Below are 16,426 nucleotides of genomic sequence, written 5' to 3' on the forward strand. Positions count from 1 at the left end.
GCAATCCCCCATGTCTGAATCAGCGTACCGACCACCGAGAAATGCTCTCTCGACAGGAGACCCCGTTTGTCGGACAGGCCCATGACTTCAGTAAAGAGCGCTTCCACGACTTCATGCTCCAGCAACCGGTCGCGGTTCTTCGAGAACACCGAGTGGTCCCACGCGTCGTCCTCGATCGCCAGTCCGACGAACCAGCGGAACAGCAGGTTGTAGCGCATCTGTTCCATCACCATGCGTTCGCTACGCACGAGTAGAACACCTGCAGCAGCAACGCCCTCAGCAGCTTCTCGGGTGCAATCGAAGCCCGGCCGGTGTCGGCATAGATGACGTTAAACAGCCCGTTGAGCCGTCTCAACGCGTCATTCACCAGCAGCCGGACCGGTCGCAGCGAGTGATCCGCCGGGACGAAATCCTCCAGCTTGACCGTCGTAAACAGGGGTTCCTGCATCTCATCCATTCCGCGCATTGCATCCACTGCCAAAGTTAATGAACGCGATATCCATAACGGCTGTCCCTCAAACCCCGCTTACACGGGACGTTGTGCCAAGCGAGCATCTACAGTCGGAGCACAATTTGCGGGATGTTGACCGGCACAATGTCGGGTTATGGCGGTGCATCGTCCGATTGTTCGTGTCGCGAATGTCCCGTTCCGGACAATGCGGCCGCGCTGGAGGCGGCTCGATCGGTTCCATCCGCTGGCGGACAGAATGTCGCACATGTTCGCTTGACGCACACTCGCGATAATCAGTTAAACAAAAAAATTTGGACATGAAACGTGGAGCGCGTGACTTTTGTTGTAACAGCGACGCATAGGGCGTGGTTGTCGGGCTTGGGGGCCGACGCACGACAACAGAACTTATCGGATATCGCGGGACTCGCGCATTAGCGGAGCTCGAGTGAGTGGCATGGATCTCGCTATTGCGTATTGCGCCGCCACTTTTGGTTGCAGGGAGATATCATGCAAGACTGCGCGAACGCCAGCACGCCGCCCTCGACTGCCTATATCGGCGTTCGGCAGGCACTGCCCTTGGTGTCGACCGTAGACGCATCTGTCCGGGGCGGCGGCTGTGATTCATACGGCGGCACAGGCAAATCGAGCTGCGGTCCGTCCGACGCGCCCGAGAGCATGTCGGCAGAAGTATGGGAAAAGATCAGTAATCACCCAGGTTATTCGGAAGAAGCGCATCGCGATTATGCGCGCATGCACGTAGCGGTGGCACCCGCCTGCAAAATCCAATGCAACTACTGGAGCCGCAAGTATGACTGTTCGAACGAGTCGCGGCCAGGCGTCGTGTCGGAGAAACGGGCGCCGGAGCAGCCGTGAAAAAGGTGACGACCGTCGCGGCCCGGATTCCGCAGTTGACCGTGCTCGGCATTGCGGGTCCCGGGGACTCGCTAGCCAATCCGAAGAAAACGTTCGACACGTTCCGTATGCTTCGCGAGCGCGCTCCGGACGTTAAGCTATGCCTGTCAACGAATGGTATCGCGTTGCCGGACTTTGTCGACGAGATCTGCAAAAACAGCATTGTTTGCGTGACAATCACCATCAACATGGTCGATCCCGTCGTCGGCGAAAAGATCTATCCGTGGATTTTCTGGGACCACCGACGAATCACGGGCAAGGAGGCCGCGCGCTTCCTTCACGCGCGGCACATGGAGGGGCTGGAGATACTGACTGCGCGTGGTGTACTGACGAAGATCAACTCGGTGTTGATCCCGGGCATCAACGACGAACTCCTGATCGAGGTAAATCGCGAGGTAAAGAGGCGAGGCGCGTTCCTGCACAACATCATGCCGATGATCTCAGACCCAGAGCATGGCACGTATTTCGGCCTGCACGGCCAGCGCGGCCCCACTGCGCGCGAGCTGAAGGCCGGGCATGACGCCTGCAAGGGCGGCGCGAACTTGACGCGCCATTGCCGGCAGTGCCGTGCGGATGATCGCCCGCTCCCGATCAGCAACGACGGTACGTACACCGGTAAGGCCATGGGTGAGCTGCTCTTGAGCAAAGGCGACGTGGGCTACGTCACCGGAATCGACACGTTCCTGCAGCGGTTCTACATCTATGCGGTTCACTTTGTCGAACGCGATCATTGCGTCGGCATGCGCGCGAAGGAACTATGTACGCTCGACCACCGTTCGCAAGACGTGCTCGCGCGGTTGGGTGAGCGCGCTCCATGGAGAATGCGCGTGGTGCCACTGCACGACGTTTGCAACGACGGTGGCTATCCCGGACGGGGCGAATGCGAGCGTCTTGTGAGGGCCGGCGCGCTCGGCGGGATCGCCAATGTGGGGCGTGTGATCGAGACCGGGCGAACCGGTGTACCTCGTCGAGTTTGATGGGCAGGCGTCGGCTGCACTGAGGACGAAATTGATGCTGCCGCGCTGCGACCATTGCTCGAGAAAGACGAGTTCTGCCTATGAAAGTCCATGTGTTCGTCGCTGGACGTTCGTCGCCCGGCGGGCCGGCGCCTTTTGCTCGCGCCGCTAGTTCGAAGCGATGCACGTACCTGCGGCGCAAATTTTTGCAACCAACCCAGGAGGTCTCAACGTGAAACTCATAATTCGAAAGGACAGAAAAGGCATTCTCGGCGCCTACGTGACGAAGAAGGATCTGGATGAGCCGATCGTCTGCATCGCTCAGGCGCAGACGTGGAGCGGGCTCATTATGCTCTCAATCGGCTGGCGGTTCCAGGTGCCAGAGATGGCTGCCGACACTACGCTTCCGGTCACTGTAGAAGCGTGGCGCGTGGCGGGCGGGCACGACTGACATGGCGCTCACAGCAAATCAGATTTGTGTGATAGCCCAGTTGATTCTCAACGAACCGACGCTGCTGGATGCCGCGGCAAGTTGGCGAAAGCGCTATCCCGACGTGCGTGTCATGCGGATCGGCGCGGTCGAACTGCGCAATGAAAAGCCGGTTCTCGAGTTTCGTGGCCGCCGCGTCTATCTCGCGACGTCGACAGGGTTTTGCGTGTCTGTGACGGCACAGGCAAGTGAGGCCGATATGCTCATCGTGGCCGAGGAGGAAGCCTGCGATGGCGACTGACCAAATCACACTTAGCGAGCCAGCCTGCGGGGCGCGAGAGAGCGAACTCGTCCATGCAGTACTGCAATGTTCGCCTTGGAGCGATGGACCAATGCTCGATTCGTTTGAGGCTGCCTTGCCGGCTGGAGCGACCGCGCCCACGCGGTGGCCGTGGCGACGGCACGTTCGGCACCTGGATTGTGCTGCGTGCGCTCGGCATCGGCCCGGGCGACGAAGTTATCTGCGCGTCGCACACGTGGCATCAGGTCGCGCACGCGATCACCCTAACAGACACGGCACCGGTGTTTGCCGATATTGATTACTGGAGCGGCTGCCTCGACGTGGCAAAGGTACAGCGGAAGATCGGTAAGCGCACGCGCGCAATTCTCGCTGGCAATGCCAACGGGCATTCGGCGGCCTGGGGACCGTTGCGCGAGCTTGCCGCCGCCCTCGTTGATTGCGAACATTGAGAAATAATTCGTTGCAGGCGGCTTCGAATTTCCTTCCCACATCAACAGCCCTACCGGAAGGATTACGTCAGTGTTAGGCCAGCATGGTTTCATCGGTCTGCTAAAGGGGTTCTCGATTCAAGGGATGGAACGTCAAAAGTTGCGGCGGCATTCGAGTGTAATGACAAATCGGGCGGGACCCGGGATTCACGAAACCTGCTTTTATGTCTGAGTTTCACAAGCTCGCGATTTGAATGAGGCGTGAGTCAGCGGATTTCATAGGGGCCGGCAGCGAAGCGGAAGCTGCAAAGAGGCGGATGTACAGCTGCAGCCCATCCTATTCGTCAAGACCTCGAACATCTGGCGCAAACGGGGGCGTTCATGTAGACATAAAAGAGAATCGAAGATTAATTGATTCGACATGACATGACATCGACACCGCGCTAGTCCGCGAGCGCCTCTCGCACTTCGTCGAGGGCTGCCGGATGCGCTTCAAGCAGCCTTTCGAGCGGCGCGACTGCACGCTTGACGCGACTGCGCGCACTGGCCGGGAGCGCTTCGCACGCATCTTCAATACTGCCGGGATGATGCTCACCGAGAAAGCCGATGACAACGGCAGCCTGCTGCAGATCCTTGAGAGACTTCGTGTTGTCGTTCGTGCGCAACTGGGAGACGAGCAGCTTGTGTACGGCAAACCGGTTGGCGTCTGGCACGCGTACCGGCACTGCACCGTGGCGCGAGAGCAGCACGCCGTTCTGCGAGGTTCCAAGGACGTAGGCAAGGTAGGGGAGGCCGGCGGCGTGCGCCTTAAGTTCGGGTACTGGCCGGATTGTAAAATTCTCGTCGGCCGACGGCACAAGCAGGTCAACATGAAAACGCGACGCTCCCGCCTCCTTGAAGGACGTTGCTGGCGCCGATCGGTCGAGCCCTGGCACCTCGACAAACCGGATGCCCGTCTGCTTGAGGATTTCGAGAAGTCCGCCGGCCGGAATATCGGAGAGCGCGAGCTGCTCGCGTCGCGCGATGTCGATGTCCTCGGTGTGATAGCTTGCCGCGCGGATGCCGAGCCGGTTCAGGATCACGCCGTACGCGTGGGAGCCGACCAGCGTGCCGCCCGCGGCAAACACGCCGTGGTTGAACAGTGCGCCAACGGTCGCATAGGTCTTCGCATCGGCTACGCCGAAGTTGAGCTTGGCGAGTTCGCGCACGGTCTTGATCACAGCCTTGACCTCGTCGATACGGTTCTGCACCGATTGTTTGAGCGTGTCCGCCTCTGGCGAGCCGACAGGCCCCGCGAGATACGCCTGCCGCTGCCGGCCGTCGCCATCGAGATACTGACGCGCGTAGTACTCAGCCTCGCCTTTGCGGTGCTGGACGATGGTCCCGGGTGCACCGATGAAAACCTTATCCTGTATCTGCGCGACGCGTTCGAGGTCGGCGTACATCGCATGTAGCGCAGTCTCGTGAAGGGTGTAGAGGGATCCAGTTGCAGAGATGACCATGGTTATCTCAGTAGTTTTTTATAAATTACTGAGAATAATACTCCATACCAGGCAAGCCGGTATCAGTAGTTTTTCGGAAACTACTGATACCGGCTCAGCCCGTCCGACACGACTCCTTTCAAACCGGAGCAATCTTCGGATACGGTATTTGACATAATTAGGTATGTCCCTGTTTTTGGTTCCCTGCTTGGGTTTGGACAAGGGCGTGCACTGGCAAACTTGAGAGAGTATGATGTAGCACAGATGTGACACATGAGAGGCCTCTATGTCTACCACCACGCTCCGCCTTCCGCCGGAACTCCGCGATCGGATCTCCAGACTAGCTGAAGAATCGGGGACTACAGCCCACAGCTTCATGCTGGAGGCGATTGCGGAGAGGGTCACCAGCGAAGAACTGCGTCGCGAATTTCTCACTGAGGGTAACGACCGCCTCGCAAACATGCTGGAGAACGGCCTCGGAATTGAGTGGGCCGACATGCGTGATTACATAGGCCAGCGGGCCGCAGGGCACGATCCGGGAACACCGAAGGTCAAGCGATGGCGCGAATAGTTCTGGCGCCTGAAGTTCGCGATGATTTTGAGCGGATCTTTGACTTCCTGTTTGAACACAACGCGGCGAGCGCCGCAAAACACATTGACGATATCGTTCGCGCGCTAGACATCCTTCAGACGAGTCCTCAGATTGGACGGCCTGTTAGTGGCCCCGATGCGATGCGCGAGCTGGTCATTTCGAATGGCGCGCATGGCTATCTTGCGCTGTATCGTTTTGTGGCTGAGCTGGACGTTGTGCTGGTGGTCGCTATTCGCAGCCAGAAGGAGTTGCGATATCGGCGTCACGCCAACTGAACGGCAGTGACAGCTTTGGCGCCGGCTAGATACGTTAGATGTGACTGCCCGGGTCAGCCGGTAAGGGACCGCGTCAATTTGACATAAGATAAATTATCAACAATTTTAACGGGGTGCGATGGTATCATCGCGGCGACTCCACGCTGGCTCCGCTTGTCGACTGCCGGTTCCCCCACGATAATTTCCTTCCGGGCGCGACAACCGGTGCCCCGACTACCAAAGCGCATGAACAAAGATCTGGGTACGCCCGCATGGGCTGAGGATTATCACCACTGGTTTGCCGAACTCAAGCAGCGCGTCGAGCGCGCGCGGCAGCGCGCCGTGGCCAGCGCGAATCGCGAACTGGTCACACTGTACTGGCAGATTGGCCGCGACATTCTCGACAGGCAGCAGCGACAAGGCTGGGGGGCCGGCGTTGTCGACCGGCTCGCGCGCGACCTCAAGGCAGCGTTTCCCGACATGCGCGGATTCTCGCCTCGCAACCTCAAGTACATGCGCGCGCTGGCACAAGCCTTCCCGCAGCCGGAATTTGTGCAACAGCCCGTTGCACAATTACCGTGGTCGCACGTCGTGACACTGCTGGACAAGCTCAACGACGACGCCCAACGGTTGTGGTATGCGGAAAAGTCGCTCGAGCACGGCTGGTCGCGCAGCGTGCTGACCATGCAGATCGAGACGGCCGCCCATGGGCGTGCCGGCAACGCAGTCACGAATTTCGCCGACCGGTTGCCGCCACCGCAGTCCGATCTCGCGCGCGACGCGCTTAAGGATCCGTATATCCTTGACTTCCTCGGTCTGGCCGAGAACGCCCAGGAGCGCGACATCGAGCGCGCGCTCACCCAACACATCACCCGCTTCCTGCTCGAACTGGGCGCCGGCTTCGCATTCGTGGGACGCCAGTACCGGCTGGAGGTAGGCGGCGACGAGTTTTTTTGTCGATCTGCTTTTCTACCATCTCAAGCTGCGTTGCTACGTCGTCGTCGAACTGAAAACAACACCGTTCAAGCCCGAATATGCAGGCCAGTTGAACTTCTACCTGTCCGCGATCGACGCGCAGGTCAAGGCGGGCGAGGACCAGCCGACAATTGGCCTGCTGCTGTGCAAGGAAAAGAACCGGCTCGTGGCGGAATATGCGCTGCGCGGCGTGGCCAACCCAATGGGCGTTGCCGAATATCAGCTTTTGCGCCATGTGCCTGAATCGCTGGAAAGCGGTCTGCCATCAATCGATCAGATCGAGGCGGAACTCCGGCCCGATTTGCCCGATGCACAGCGGCAGTGATCAGCCCGGATGACTGGACGATTGCCCGATCGTGGGGACGGCGATGACGCCCTGGTCTGCCAGGGCGTGCATGCGTGGTCCTGATCCGCGCCTATCTACCTGCGCTGCCCGTCCCGCCAGACTGCCGCTTTGCTTCAGCAACCAGCTCCTTGAGTGCCTCGATTCCAGCATCCGTGAAGGCGGTTACGGAGACCAACTGCTCGGCGGGGACGTCCAGATCGTCGATGATCCCGAGACACCCGTCCTCTGGCTCCAGGTTCAGAGTCGCCAGTTCGTCCAGCCAATCCACCGGCTCTCGGAGCATCTTCGCGACACAGGAGATCGTATAGACAAAACTCGGTGCTGCCATCGTATTAGATCTCCTTGAATTCATGGGCATCCAGCCCTGTAATGCCGTTCTACCCCGGTTCCGGACGTCCATGTGAGCCCCAGTTTCTGTCGCGTGCCGCGGGCGGCAGGTGGGCGTGGTCTGCGTGAACATCGCCGCGGTGCCGGAACTGGGTCGACGCTGGATTTCATCTGTTATGCCGGCCAGGCCTGGTGCAGGAGACTAAAAAGCCGGTGCGCTCGTCGCGCAATGCGGAGATATCGAGTGCATGCTGCGCGCGAGTCACGGCCACGTAAAGCAGCCGAAGCTCATCCTCGTCCGGCATCGGGCGGCCGTCGGCACCGCGCAGGCGAAAATCGTTCGCCACCTTGACCCGCTTCCATTCGAGCCCCTTGGCACGGTGTACGGTTGAGATCCCATAGTCTGCGGCGCCTGCCGTCGCCGGGCGCGGCGCCAAGGCTTGCAGATAGCCAGTACCGAGTTCGTCGACGATGCGCACAACCGGCAGCAGGTCCTGACCAAATGCGCTGCGCGCAAACGCCTGCGCATCGCTCCGCCGCCGGGCGGAATGCCCGCTGGCCGGCCAGCAAGCGGTCCGCGCCGTCAGCGTATGCGAGAATCTCGGCCGGACTCATCCGGATCGCAGGTCGATGTCCCGCCTCGAGTGCCGCGGCGAACTGCCCAGATCGCCGTGACATTCTTCCGGCACAGGATTGCGTCGACCGGCGGCGCTAGCGCGGCATCTTCCATCAGGATCGAGCCGATGGTTTCCTGTTCCCGGATGGGCGTGCGCTCACCGAGCAGTGCGAGCACGCGTCCGCGTTTGATCACCGGAAGCAGCACACCTGGCGTTGCGAGAGCCAGCAGCATCCGTCACATCTCAAGAAGCTTAAGCCCGTTTTCGGCACACCATTGCCTCAGCGCGCTTTCGACAGCATCGGTTTCAAACGAATACCAGCGCTCGAGAACGCCCTCACGGTCCAGCAAATCCTTGAAACGCGCATAAGCTCCTTGCCGCCGGAATAGTCCTTCGACCTGGTCATAACGCGCAGGCAACTCCTGTGCGACAAAGCGCAAGGCGAGACGTCTTCCGAGATCGAGCTCGTTCCTGTGCGGTATCGCAAGGTAGCGATCGGAAGTTTCAAGGTCGTCAGGAATCTCCTCGTCGAGCGCGTCGCTGGAATCAGAAGTCCAATAGATCTTGCCTGTATCGAGCGAGACATACGCGTTATGCTCCGTCGGCGCCGCGTAGCTGACGAAGTCAAAGGCCAAAGAAAGATCATCGTGCTTGACTGCGACCATGGCTGCACCCAGCAGGTTGTACATGGCAGGTCGGCAAACCGGTCCGGGGATAGGGTTTGTCGCCCGTTTCGCCGCGTCTGCAACGCGACTCAAAGCTCTTCGCTCGGGTCAGCGATATCGAGCCGGAACTGCCATCCTTCCATGCTCATGAGCATTTGCCCAAGATCCTCCCATGAGACCTCCTTGCCGTCGATCACCACGAGTGGCAAGCGCCCCGCCTGCGTCTCATCCCATTCGATATGCCCGCGCACCGTACTGTCAATGATCCGGCGCTCATGCAAATCGATGTGCCTGACCGACAGCGCGCGACGCACCTTCTCAACGAGGCGCCCGAGCAACACGAACACATCTTCGTCAGCTTCGCCGATCAACTGGAACCGGTAGCCCGCGCGAAGCTCTCCCCGAAGCTCAAACGCATCCAGTGCCATCCGGTTGCCCAAAAGCCGAAGCCGGAAATGGAACTGGTGCGGCTCCCCGTGGCAGTCGATCATCCGGATGGGGTCAAGGCGGACGTTCTCGAAATCGGTGAATCCAGTGGACTCGGCAATCCTGGCATTGAAGCACAGAGTGCAGAGCAACTCATAGCGGCTATCGCCAGATCCGCAGTGTATGGTGTCCCAGGGTGGCGTCTGGTTGCCGCATTGTTCGCAACGCTCGTGTGCCATGTCGTGCCTGCCGTAACGGTTCTTCCCGCGATCGCCGGGAGGATAGATTCCGGTTGCCGTCTTCGGCAATGTACGTCGCTGTTGGCGGCAACATGCAGCCCGACGAACCCGCAATGGTGTGCACGGGAACTGGTGGAACCAATGCTGCTATTTTGACAGAGACTGGGAGCGCCTGCCGGGCTTCGGGGACGAGCAGCGCACGACTGGCGTCAAGCGTCTTCCGCCGCGTGACCGGGAAAGCGACAGGACATCCATGATCGACGCGATCGATGAGGTCACTCCCGCTTGACTTCCGTACACGAAAAAGATCCTTCGTTGCCCGCTCCATCGCGTCAGTCGCTTCCATGCAGACGCGCTACCTGTCAGGAGCTCCGAGGCTGGCACCACTTCAATCTACAATATGTAGGAATACGAAATATAATGCGATCATTTATCTTATGTCAAATCGAACAGCTGCTGAACGGCGAAGACAACCCGCAAAAGCCCGATTTCACGCGCATCAGGACCGCCCTGCCTGACTGCGCCACATTGCTTTCCGCTTATGACCGGCAACCAATCAATACACTTGCGATCCACCGAGCTTGTGCATCATAATGCACATGGTATGCAACATGGAGCCACACATGGGTAAAGCACTCGAAGTTCGACCGCGTAAATCCACCAACGTCACCTTGCCGCCCGAGGTGCTGGAGCGGGCCAAGCAGCTGGGTATTAATCTTTCGCGGGCGAGCGAGCGCGGCGTGCGCGAAGAAATCCAGGAGGCGGAGGCGCGCCGATGGGCGGATGATAACGCCGAGTTGGTCGCCGCTTACACTGTGATGGTCGATCGCGACGGGCTTCCGCTCGCGAAATACAGGACGTTTTAATGGCCCGGTTTGATCTCTACACGAATCCCGACATTGAGACGCGCAAACTTGCACCTTACCTGCTCGACGTGCAAAGCACCCATGTCGGCATTCTGCCGACGCGCATCGTGATTCCTCTACGACCTGTCCGACATCTCGCCTTCTCCGGCAAACCATCCGACCTGCTTCCCGTTTTCGAAATCAACGGCGAAGAATGTTTGCTTGATACGCCTGGCATGAGCGCGGTTCCCCTGGCCGCTCTCGGCAAGTGCATCGGTTCCCTTTCAGATCGACGTGAGGCCATCCTCGCGGCGCTCGACCGGATCTTCGGCGCATACTGAGCGATAACAGGACGGTTTCGTTCGAACGACACAACCCCCATATCAGCAAATCAGGCTCAAACCTCTAAACATTTATCTCGCTGTTGCGCTTCGCCCTTGAAACCGCCCGGGAAACCGCGATTAAAGATGCGATGCAATTCGACAAGCATCAGGAAAGGCTCAGGCAGAGTGGCGCAACGATGCGTCCTGGTCCGCCGAGCCTATTGGCGAAGGTATTGGCCGTGGTGATAGGCGCTGCGCTACTCGTCGTGGGGTTCGCTGCGGGGTGAAAGTTTCCCCTCCCCGCCAAACACTCAGGCTGCGGGGTGCCGCACTCGGTGGGGGCCCGGAAATGCCCGTTGGAAATTTCCGAACCCCGAACAACCGTTTTGCGTCAGGTAAACGTTTGGCTAAAGTGCTGGTGAAATTCGACAGCCCCTGCTCAACCCACGATCCCCAAATAGAAAATCGCAGATCACATCCGCCCGCCGGACCCGCTCGGGACATAGCCGCGATCCAGGTCGCGATCCAGACAGCCCCCTTGATCTCCCTAAAGCCGCGCCAGGTTTTGACTCCCGCCCGGTTGGGCGACGTTGCCGCCCTTACGGCCGATCACGCGACATTAAGCGTCGAGGCGCCCCTATCCCGGCAATAACCCGACGGCCCTGTAACTGCTGATCAAGGTATCGAACAACGCGATGTCTGCCCTGCCGCGCGCCATCAGTTGAGCGCCGGCAACCGCTGCGTAAATCGCGCACGCGCGCTCCCGCGTCCCCTCGGCGGCGACGACGCCCGTTGCCTCGAGAGACTTGCGAAGCCAGGCCACGTTGACGTCCGCGAAGGCCTGCACTTCTTTTTTCACGACTTCGGGCAAATCGTCATACTCCGCGGCCATAAAGCTGCTCAGGCACATGCGGTTGTCGCACTCCAGCGACTTGCGGAACGTCTCCGGGTATCGACGCAAACCGACAAGCGGATCGCCCGATGCCGCGGAGAGCGCTTCCAGAGCCGCAGCCGCGTCCTGGTGGTAGCGTCGCGCGACCGCCGCCGCCAAGTCGGCCTTGCTCGCGAAATGATGGTAGATGCTGGCACCCTTGATGCCCACGTCCTGTGCGAGCTCACGAATATTCAGCCCGCCATAGCCGTGCGCCTGCGCCATTCTCGTGGCGGCAGCAAGAATCCGATCCCCCGAGCCAGTGACGGTTTCATTAGTCAAAACAGCCCTCCGATGAAAAAAGTGTTGACTGCACTCATTGTACCGCCTAGAGTTTTAGCTAACAAACGTTAGGTAGATTTTTATCCCCGGCCACGCAGCTCACCTGCTGGCGTTTTTTTTAACCCAAGTTGTCTACCTATCGTTCGGTAGGCCAAATCAATCAAACCCTAGCCGTATTGCGCCCCGCCAAAGGAAAGCATGAACTCCGAACTCTTTCACCTTGACGCCACCCGTCTGGCTGAACTCATTCGCACACGTGAAGTCTCGCCGGTCGAAGTCGTGCAGGTACACCTTGATCGCATCCACGCCGTCGATCCGAAAGTCAACGCCATCGTCACAGTCGCAGACGGTGCGCTGCAAGCCGCCAAGGCTGCCGAAGCGGCTGTGCTTTCAGGTCAGGCGTTGGGGCCGCTGCACGGCGTGCCCTTCACCGCAAAGGATTCGATTGACACGGCGGGCGTGGCGACCCAGCGCGGCTCGCCCATCTTCAAAGGACGCGTTCCTGACGCCGACGCGACCAGCGTTGCACGGTTGAAAAACGCAGGCGGCATCCTCCTCGCAAAAACGAACTTGCCCGAGTTCTCGTACTGGATCGAGAGCGACAACCTGCTCAGCGGTCGATCGAATAATCCGTGGGATCTTGAGCGCACTCCGGGCGGCTCCAGCGGCGGCGAATCGGCGGCCATCGCAGCGGGTATGTCGCCGCTCGGGCTCGGCACCGATCTGGCGATTTCCGTACGGGGACCCGCTGCGCAGACAGGCATCGTTTCGCTCAAGGCGACTCACGGACGTGTGCCGATGACAGGAATCTGGCCGCGCGCCCCGCGCCGCTTCTGGCACGTTGGTCCGATGGCTCGCAGCATCCGCGACCTCGCTCTCGCGTTTTCGCAACTGTCGGGTCCTGATGGCCGCGACGCTTTTGCGAGCAGCACAGTCCCGTTCGATGCGGGGGTGGGCCGCTCGCCGGACCGTCCGCTGCGAGTCGGCTGGATGGTCGAACCCGGCTTCGGACCCGTCGATCCCGAAGTCGCAGCCACGGTGCAGGCAGCGGCGGAAGCGCTCAAAGGCTTGGGCATTCTGGCGGAGCCCGTACGCATTCCTGCCCTCGAGCGTGACTTCGCTCTCGATGTCTTCAACCGCCTGCACGTCATGGAAATGAAGCCGGCATTTGCGGAAGCGACCGCAGGGCGCGGTGAGGACGAACTCTACAAGATGGCCAGGACGATGCTCGCGCTGCCCGATACCTCGATGAAGGACTATATCGACGCTGAACAGGCCGCCGAGCGTCTGCGTGACGGATACGCCGAATACTTCCGGAAATACGACGCGTTGATTACGCATGTGCTGCCGATCCCGGCTCACAAGCACGGCGGTGGATACGTTCACGATCAACGGCCGCACAGTGGATGCGACCTATCTCCAGGGCGCAACCGTGCCGCTGAACGTCACGGGCTTGCCCGGTATCTCCATGCGATTCGGCACAAGCAAAGGGGGCCTGCCTATCAACGTGCAGATCGTCGGCAGCTGGCAGGCTGAGTCGACCATTCTTCACCTGGCGTCACTGCTCGAATCGGTCAGCCCTGTGCGCGACCGGCATCCGAACATCTGGGTGGCTGGCGATTCGTTGGTCCGTCAAGAGAAAAGCGCCACGGGATGACGGTCTCCCTGGCGCTTCCTCCCGGAGGGAGAACCCCACTCTTTGACCCTTTGCCACGCAGTCGTAAATAAATCGAAAAGAGTTATAGACGACTGGTCTACTATGCTCTATGGTTTGATCCATGGCTACCGCAAACGCACACGAATCGGCCGATGTTCGCGAGAACATCATTGCCGTAGGGCAACGGATCATCAGCGCGAAAGGTTTCTCAGCCGTGGGGCTGAACGAGATCCTTTCCGCCGCGGGTGTGCCGAAGGGTTCGTTCTACCACTACTTCGTTTCGAAAGACGCCTTCGGCGTGGCGTTGCTGGAAAGTTATTTTGAAGAGTACCTCGCCGATCTCGACAACACGCTCGCCGCGCCGAACCTGACGATGGCGCAGCGCCTGATGAACTACTGGCAAATCTGGCAACAGAGCCAGTCGTTCTCGGACTGTCAGGGCAAGTGTCCTCGCGGTCAAGCTGGGCGCTGAAGTCGCGGATATGTCCGAGGCGATGCGCGCCACGCTGAACCGCGGCACCTCAGGCATCATCATGCGGCTGGCGCGCGCGATCCAGGCCGGTGTTGACGAAGGGTCGCTTGCGGTGAACGAGGACCCGTCGACGGTGGCGCAAAGTCTGTACGAGCTGTGGCTGGGCGCAAGTGTGATGGTCAAGATCGTGCGCAATCTGCAACCGTTCGAGAACGCAATGGCGACGACACGGCACCTGCTTGATCTGAATCCATGACGCATAAGTAGCACGCAGGCGGCACTTCCCTGGAAGTGCCTTTATTAGCGGTTTTTACTAGACGACTGGTCTACTATTTCTGGAACTTCACTTCACTCATTGGAGAACGACATGAAAGTATTAATGGTTTTGACCTCTCACGATCAATTGGGCAACAGTGGCCGCAAGACCGGCTTCTGGCTGGAAGAACTGGCCGCGCCATACTACACGTTCAAGGACGCAGGCGCCGAGATCGTGCTGGCCTCGCCGCAAGGCGGTCAGCCGCCGCTCGACCCCAAGAGCAACGAGCCGGCCAATCAGACCGACAAGACGCATCGCTTTGAAAAAGACGCAGCGGCCAAGGCGCAACTCGCGACGACGGTGCGTCTGGATAGCGTCTCGCAGGCCGACTTCGACACGGTGCTTTACCCTGGCGGTCATGGCCCGCTGTGGGATCTTGCCGAAGACGCGAATTCGATCGCGCTGATCCAGTCCGTTCCTCGCTGCAGGCAAGCCCGTTGCGCTGGTATGTCATGCACCGGGCGTGCTGCGCCACGTCACCACGCCGGGCGGCAAGGCGCTGGTCGAAGGCAAGAAGGTCACGGGCTTCACGAATTCGGAAGAAGCCGCGGTCGGCCTGACCGGGATCGTGCCGTTTCCTCGTCGAGGACGAACTCAAGGCCAAGGGCGGCATCTATTCGAAGGCCGACGACTGGGCGCCGTACGTAGTCACCGACGGCCTTCTGATCACCGGACAAAACCAGCTTCGTCCTCTTCCGCTGCCGCCGCTTTGATGAAGCACCCGGCGCTCGCCGCGCAATAAAAACCGCATATCTGCCGACGCGCATTGCCGTCCGGCAGGCGCGCGGCGTTTCCACCAGAGAGCCAGTTAGCTGATCGCGCACGAAAACGCGCAGCCGGCTCGGTCTAGCCCCGTCGCAACGGGCGACTCAGGTCATTCGGGAGCGAAAAGAACATGGAATACGCTTCACTTTTCACGCCGCTCAAGCTGGGACGGCACACCTTGCGCAGCCGTATCGTGCGTCGCCGCTGACGCGCCAGAGAGGCGCCCAGCCCGGCGACATACCCACCGCATCGAGCGCGATCTATTACCGCCAGCCCGCCGGCGCAGGGATTCATGATTAGCGAGGGCACGCAGATCGAACCGCGCGGTCAGGGCTACGCGTGGACACCCGGTATCTACAGCGACGAACAGATCGAAGGCTGGCGTCGCGTGACAGACGCGGTACATGCTGAAGGCGGCGCCATCTTCGCGCAGTTGTGGCAATGTCGGCCCGCGTGTCGCATACCGCGTTGCAGCCGGGAGGCGCGGCGCCGGTTGCGCCGTCGTCGATCGCGGCACAGAAGGTAAAGGCGTCCATCGAAACGGGCCCCGGCAGCGGCACGCTGGTCGAGCCATCGGTTGCCACGCGAGCTGAGCGTCGCCTAAATCGGCGAGTTTGGTCGGCCTTTACACAAAGGCTTGGCGCAGAACGCGCTACGTGCGGGCTTTCGATGGCGTCGAAGATTCACGCGGCCAATGGCTACCTCGTGAATCGGTTCATCTCGGCGCACACGTAACCTGACGCAGGCCAGGTTACCAGGTTTCGCCACGGAGTTGTGGGTAATAGCAAGTGGGACGAGTCCGCTTACCTTCCACTCGCTATGTGGTATACAGTAGTCCTCACCATGCGGGGCATTGTCCAACGCACTTTTCTTCTTGCGACCAGGAACCCTTCAGTTCCTCTGCTTCGCTGAAACTTCGGCTTGCCTGGACGGACCCCGGCGGCGGCACGTGCGGCACGCAATGCGGCAACCTTGCGCGCGGCGTCGACGGCCAGCTCTTGGTACCCTGCTTCGGAGACCGTACCAACGGCCTGATAGTCGGCAAGTTCTGATTTCACCTCGGCGCGCGTCAGTTCGGACGCTTGAGCCATCGATGGAGCCGCGGCCCATCACACCCAGTAAGCCGGTACACAACACAATCAAGCAATCTTCAATGGTAATTCTCCAGAATGACCTAACGGAACGGTTAACTGAACTCTAGCGATCACCGCGTGCGGGAAAAACCCCCGCGCGAGGAAGACATTCTGCCGCTTGCATGGAGAATCTGCGGGCGCTCTCGCTCGCCTATCGCTAACACAAGTCATGAAGCGGATCGTGAACTCGAAGCGCTTCCGTGGGCCGCGCCCATCCGCTTTCGTCAACACGTCTGACATCTTGCGATGCCAGGAATGCCGCTGTAGATGTTTCACCGTGCGCCCAACGGTGCGGAATGCCA

The 16,426-nt window shown here is 60.0% G+C and carries 17 protein-coding genes and 6 pseudogenes; 15 read left to right on the forward strand and 8 right to left on the reverse strand.

Going from position 1 to position 16,426, the window contains the following annotated elements:
- Positions 1-14: 14 nt before the first annotated feature.
- Positions 15-457: pseudogene (locus B0G81_RS41340) on the reverse strand (transposase); the annotation flags it as partial.
- Between the two features lie 501 nt (positions 458-958).
- Here B0G81_RS41340 and B0G81_RS45705 point away from each other — a divergent pair.
- The 6 genes and pseudogenes from B0G81_RS45705 to B0G81_RS41365 form a co-directional block, all read left to right on the forward strand.
- Positions 959-1,324: a hypothetical protein gene (locus B0G81_RS45705; RefSeq protein ID WP_347877476.1), complete on the forward strand. Its 366-nt coding sequence runs from the start codon at positions 959-961 to the stop codon at positions 1,322-1,324.
- Positions 1,325-1,431: 107 nt separating this feature from the next.
- Positions 1,432-1,686: pseudogene (locus B0G81_RS45710) on the forward strand (nitrogenase cofactor biosynthesis protein NifB); the annotation flags it as partial.
- Positions 1,687-1,905: 219 nt separating this feature from the next.
- Positions 1,906-2,340, forward strand: coding sequence for a nitrogen fixation protein NifZ (locus tag B0G81_RS45715; RefSeq protein WP_308705958.1), 435 nt, complete (start codon positions 1,906-1,908; stop codon positions 2,338-2,340).
- Between the two features lie 211 nt (positions 2,341-2,551).
- A complete protein-coding gene (gene nifT, locus B0G81_RS41355; RefSeq protein WP_106285728.1) occupies positions 2,552-2,770 on the forward strand; it encodes a putative nitrogen fixation protein NifT in 219 nt (72 codons plus the stop codon).
- Between the two features lies 1 nt (position 2,771).
- Positions 2,772-3,050, forward strand: a complete 279-nt coding sequence (locus B0G81_RS41360; protein ID WP_134143331.1) for a hypothetical protein — start codon at positions 2,772-2,774, stop codon at positions 3,048-3,050.
- Positions 3,040-3,472 (forward strand): annotated as a pseudogene (locus B0G81_RS41365) (DegT/DnrJ/EryC1/StrS family aminotransferase); the annotation flags it as partial. The gene B0G81_RS41360 and the pseudogene B0G81_RS41365, both read left to right, overlap by 11 nt.
- Before the next feature lie 449 nt (positions 3,473-3,921).
- Here B0G81_RS41365 and B0G81_RS41370 read toward each other — a convergent pair.
- Positions 3,922-4,980 carry a GSU2403 family nucleotidyltransferase fold protein gene (locus B0G81_RS41370; protein ID WP_106285707.1) on the reverse strand — a complete coding sequence of 353 codons (1,059 nt, stop codon included), beginning with the start codon at positions 4,978-4,980 and terminating at the stop codon, positions 3,922-3,924.
- Between the two features lie 265 nt (positions 4,981-5,245).
- Between B0G81_RS41370 and B0G81_RS41375 the strand changes: the two genes are divergently transcribed.
- From B0G81_RS41375 to B0G81_RS41385, 3 genes and pseudogenes are all read left to right on the forward strand, one after another.
- Positions 5,246-5,530, forward strand: a complete 285-nt coding sequence (locus B0G81_RS41375; protein WP_106285708.1) for a CopG family transcriptional regulator — start codon at positions 5,246-5,248, stop codon at positions 5,528-5,530.
- Positions 5,518-5,826, forward strand: a complete 309-nt coding sequence (locus B0G81_RS41380) for a type II toxin-antitoxin system RelE/ParE family toxin (protein WP_106285709.1) — start codon at positions 5,518-5,520, stop codon at positions 5,824-5,826. The genes B0G81_RS41375 and B0G81_RS41380 overlap by 13 nt, the downstream gene beginning before the upstream one ends.
- 225 nt (positions 5,827-6,051) lie before the next feature.
- A pseudogene (locus B0G81_RS41385) lies at positions 6,052-7,105 on the forward strand (PDDEXK nuclease domain-containing protein).
- A gap of 91 nt (positions 7,106-7,196) precedes the next feature.
- Here B0G81_RS41385 and B0G81_RS41390 read toward each other — a convergent pair.
- From B0G81_RS41390 to B0G81_RS41405, 5 genes are all read right to left on the reverse strand, one after another.
- Positions 7,197-7,454 carry a hypothetical protein gene (locus tag B0G81_RS41390; protein ID WP_121325201.1) on the reverse strand — a complete coding sequence of 86 codons (258 nt, stop codon included), beginning with the start codon at positions 7,452-7,454 and terminating at the stop codon, positions 7,197-7,199.
- Positions 7,455-7,620: 166 nt separating this feature from the next.
- The gene (locus tag B0G81_RS45215) at positions 7,621-7,932 is read right to left on the reverse strand and encodes an ATP-binding domain-containing protein (RefSeq protein WP_243856822.1); all 312 of its coding nucleotides are present in this window, start codon (positions 7,930-7,932) and stop codon (positions 7,621-7,623) included.
- Positions 7,933-8,036: 104 nt separating this feature from the next.
- Positions 8,037-8,303, reverse strand: coding sequence for a hypothetical protein (locus tag B0G81_RS45220; RefSeq protein WP_241975127.1), 267 nt, complete (start codon positions 8,301-8,303; stop codon positions 8,037-8,039).
- Positions 8,304-8,306: 3 nt separating this feature from the next.
- Positions 8,307-8,759 carry a hypothetical protein gene (locus B0G81_RS41400; protein WP_243856821.1) on the reverse strand — a complete coding sequence of 151 codons (453 nt, stop codon included), beginning with the start codon at positions 8,757-8,759 and terminating at the stop codon, positions 8,307-8,309.
- A 65-nt stretch (positions 8,760-8,824) separates the two neighbouring features.
- Complete coding sequence (locus B0G81_RS41405; RefSeq protein WP_134143332.1) at positions 8,825-9,400, reverse strand: hypothetical protein; 576 nt, start codon at positions 9,398-9,400, stop codon at positions 8,825-8,827.
- A 623-nt stretch (positions 9,401-10,023) separates the two neighbouring features.
- Between B0G81_RS41405 and B0G81_RS41410 the strand changes: the two genes are divergently transcribed.
- Positions 10,024-10,266: a type II toxin-antitoxin system CcdA family antitoxin gene (locus B0G81_RS41410; RefSeq protein ID WP_243856823.1), complete on the forward strand. Its 243-nt coding sequence runs from the start codon at positions 10,024-10,026 to the stop codon at positions 10,264-10,266.
- Entirely contained in the window at positions 10,266-10,586 is a 321-nt protein-coding gene (locus B0G81_RS41415; RefSeq protein ID WP_134143334.1) for a CcdB family protein, read from the forward strand. Before B0G81_RS41410 ends, B0G81_RS41415 begins: the two co-directional genes overlap by 1 nt.
- A 619-nt stretch (positions 10,587-11,205) precedes the next feature.
- Here the strand turns inward: B0G81_RS41415 and B0G81_RS41420 are convergent.
- Entirely contained in the window at positions 11,206-11,781 is a 576-nt protein-coding gene (locus tag B0G81_RS41420) for a TetR/AcrR family transcriptional regulator (RefSeq protein ID WP_134143335.1), read from the reverse strand.
- 198 nt (positions 11,782-11,979) lie between these two features.
- On the opposite strand from B0G81_RS41420, the gene B0G81_RS41425 reads away from it, so the two are divergent.
- From B0G81_RS41425 to B0G81_RS45225, 4 genes and pseudogenes are all read left to right on the forward strand, one after another.
- Positions 11,980-13,317: an amidase gene (locus B0G81_RS41425; protein WP_279590551.1), complete on the forward strand. Its 1,338-nt coding sequence runs from the start codon at positions 11,980-11,982 to the stop codon at positions 13,315-13,317.
- A gap of 242 nt (positions 13,318-13,559) precedes the next feature.
- A pseudogene (locus B0G81_RS41430) lies at positions 13,560-14,166 on the forward strand (TetR/AcrR family transcriptional regulator).
- A gap of 111 nt (positions 14,167-14,277) precedes the next feature.
- Positions 14,278-14,968: pseudogene (locus tag B0G81_RS41435) on the forward strand (type 1 glutamine amidotransferase domain-containing protein).
- A gap of 315 nt (positions 14,969-15,283) precedes the next feature.
- A complete protein-coding gene (locus B0G81_RS45225) occupies positions 15,284-15,517 on the forward strand; it encodes a hypothetical protein (protein ID WP_243856889.1) in 234 nt (77 codons plus the stop codon).
- The last annotated feature ends 909 nt before the right edge of the window (positions 15,518-16,426 follow it).

The organism is Paraburkholderia sp. BL6665CI2N2 (assembly GCF_004366535.1).
In the GTDB taxonomy this organism is placed as follows: domain Bacteria; phylum Pseudomonadota; class Gammaproteobacteria; order Burkholderiales; family Burkholderiaceae; genus Paraburkholderia.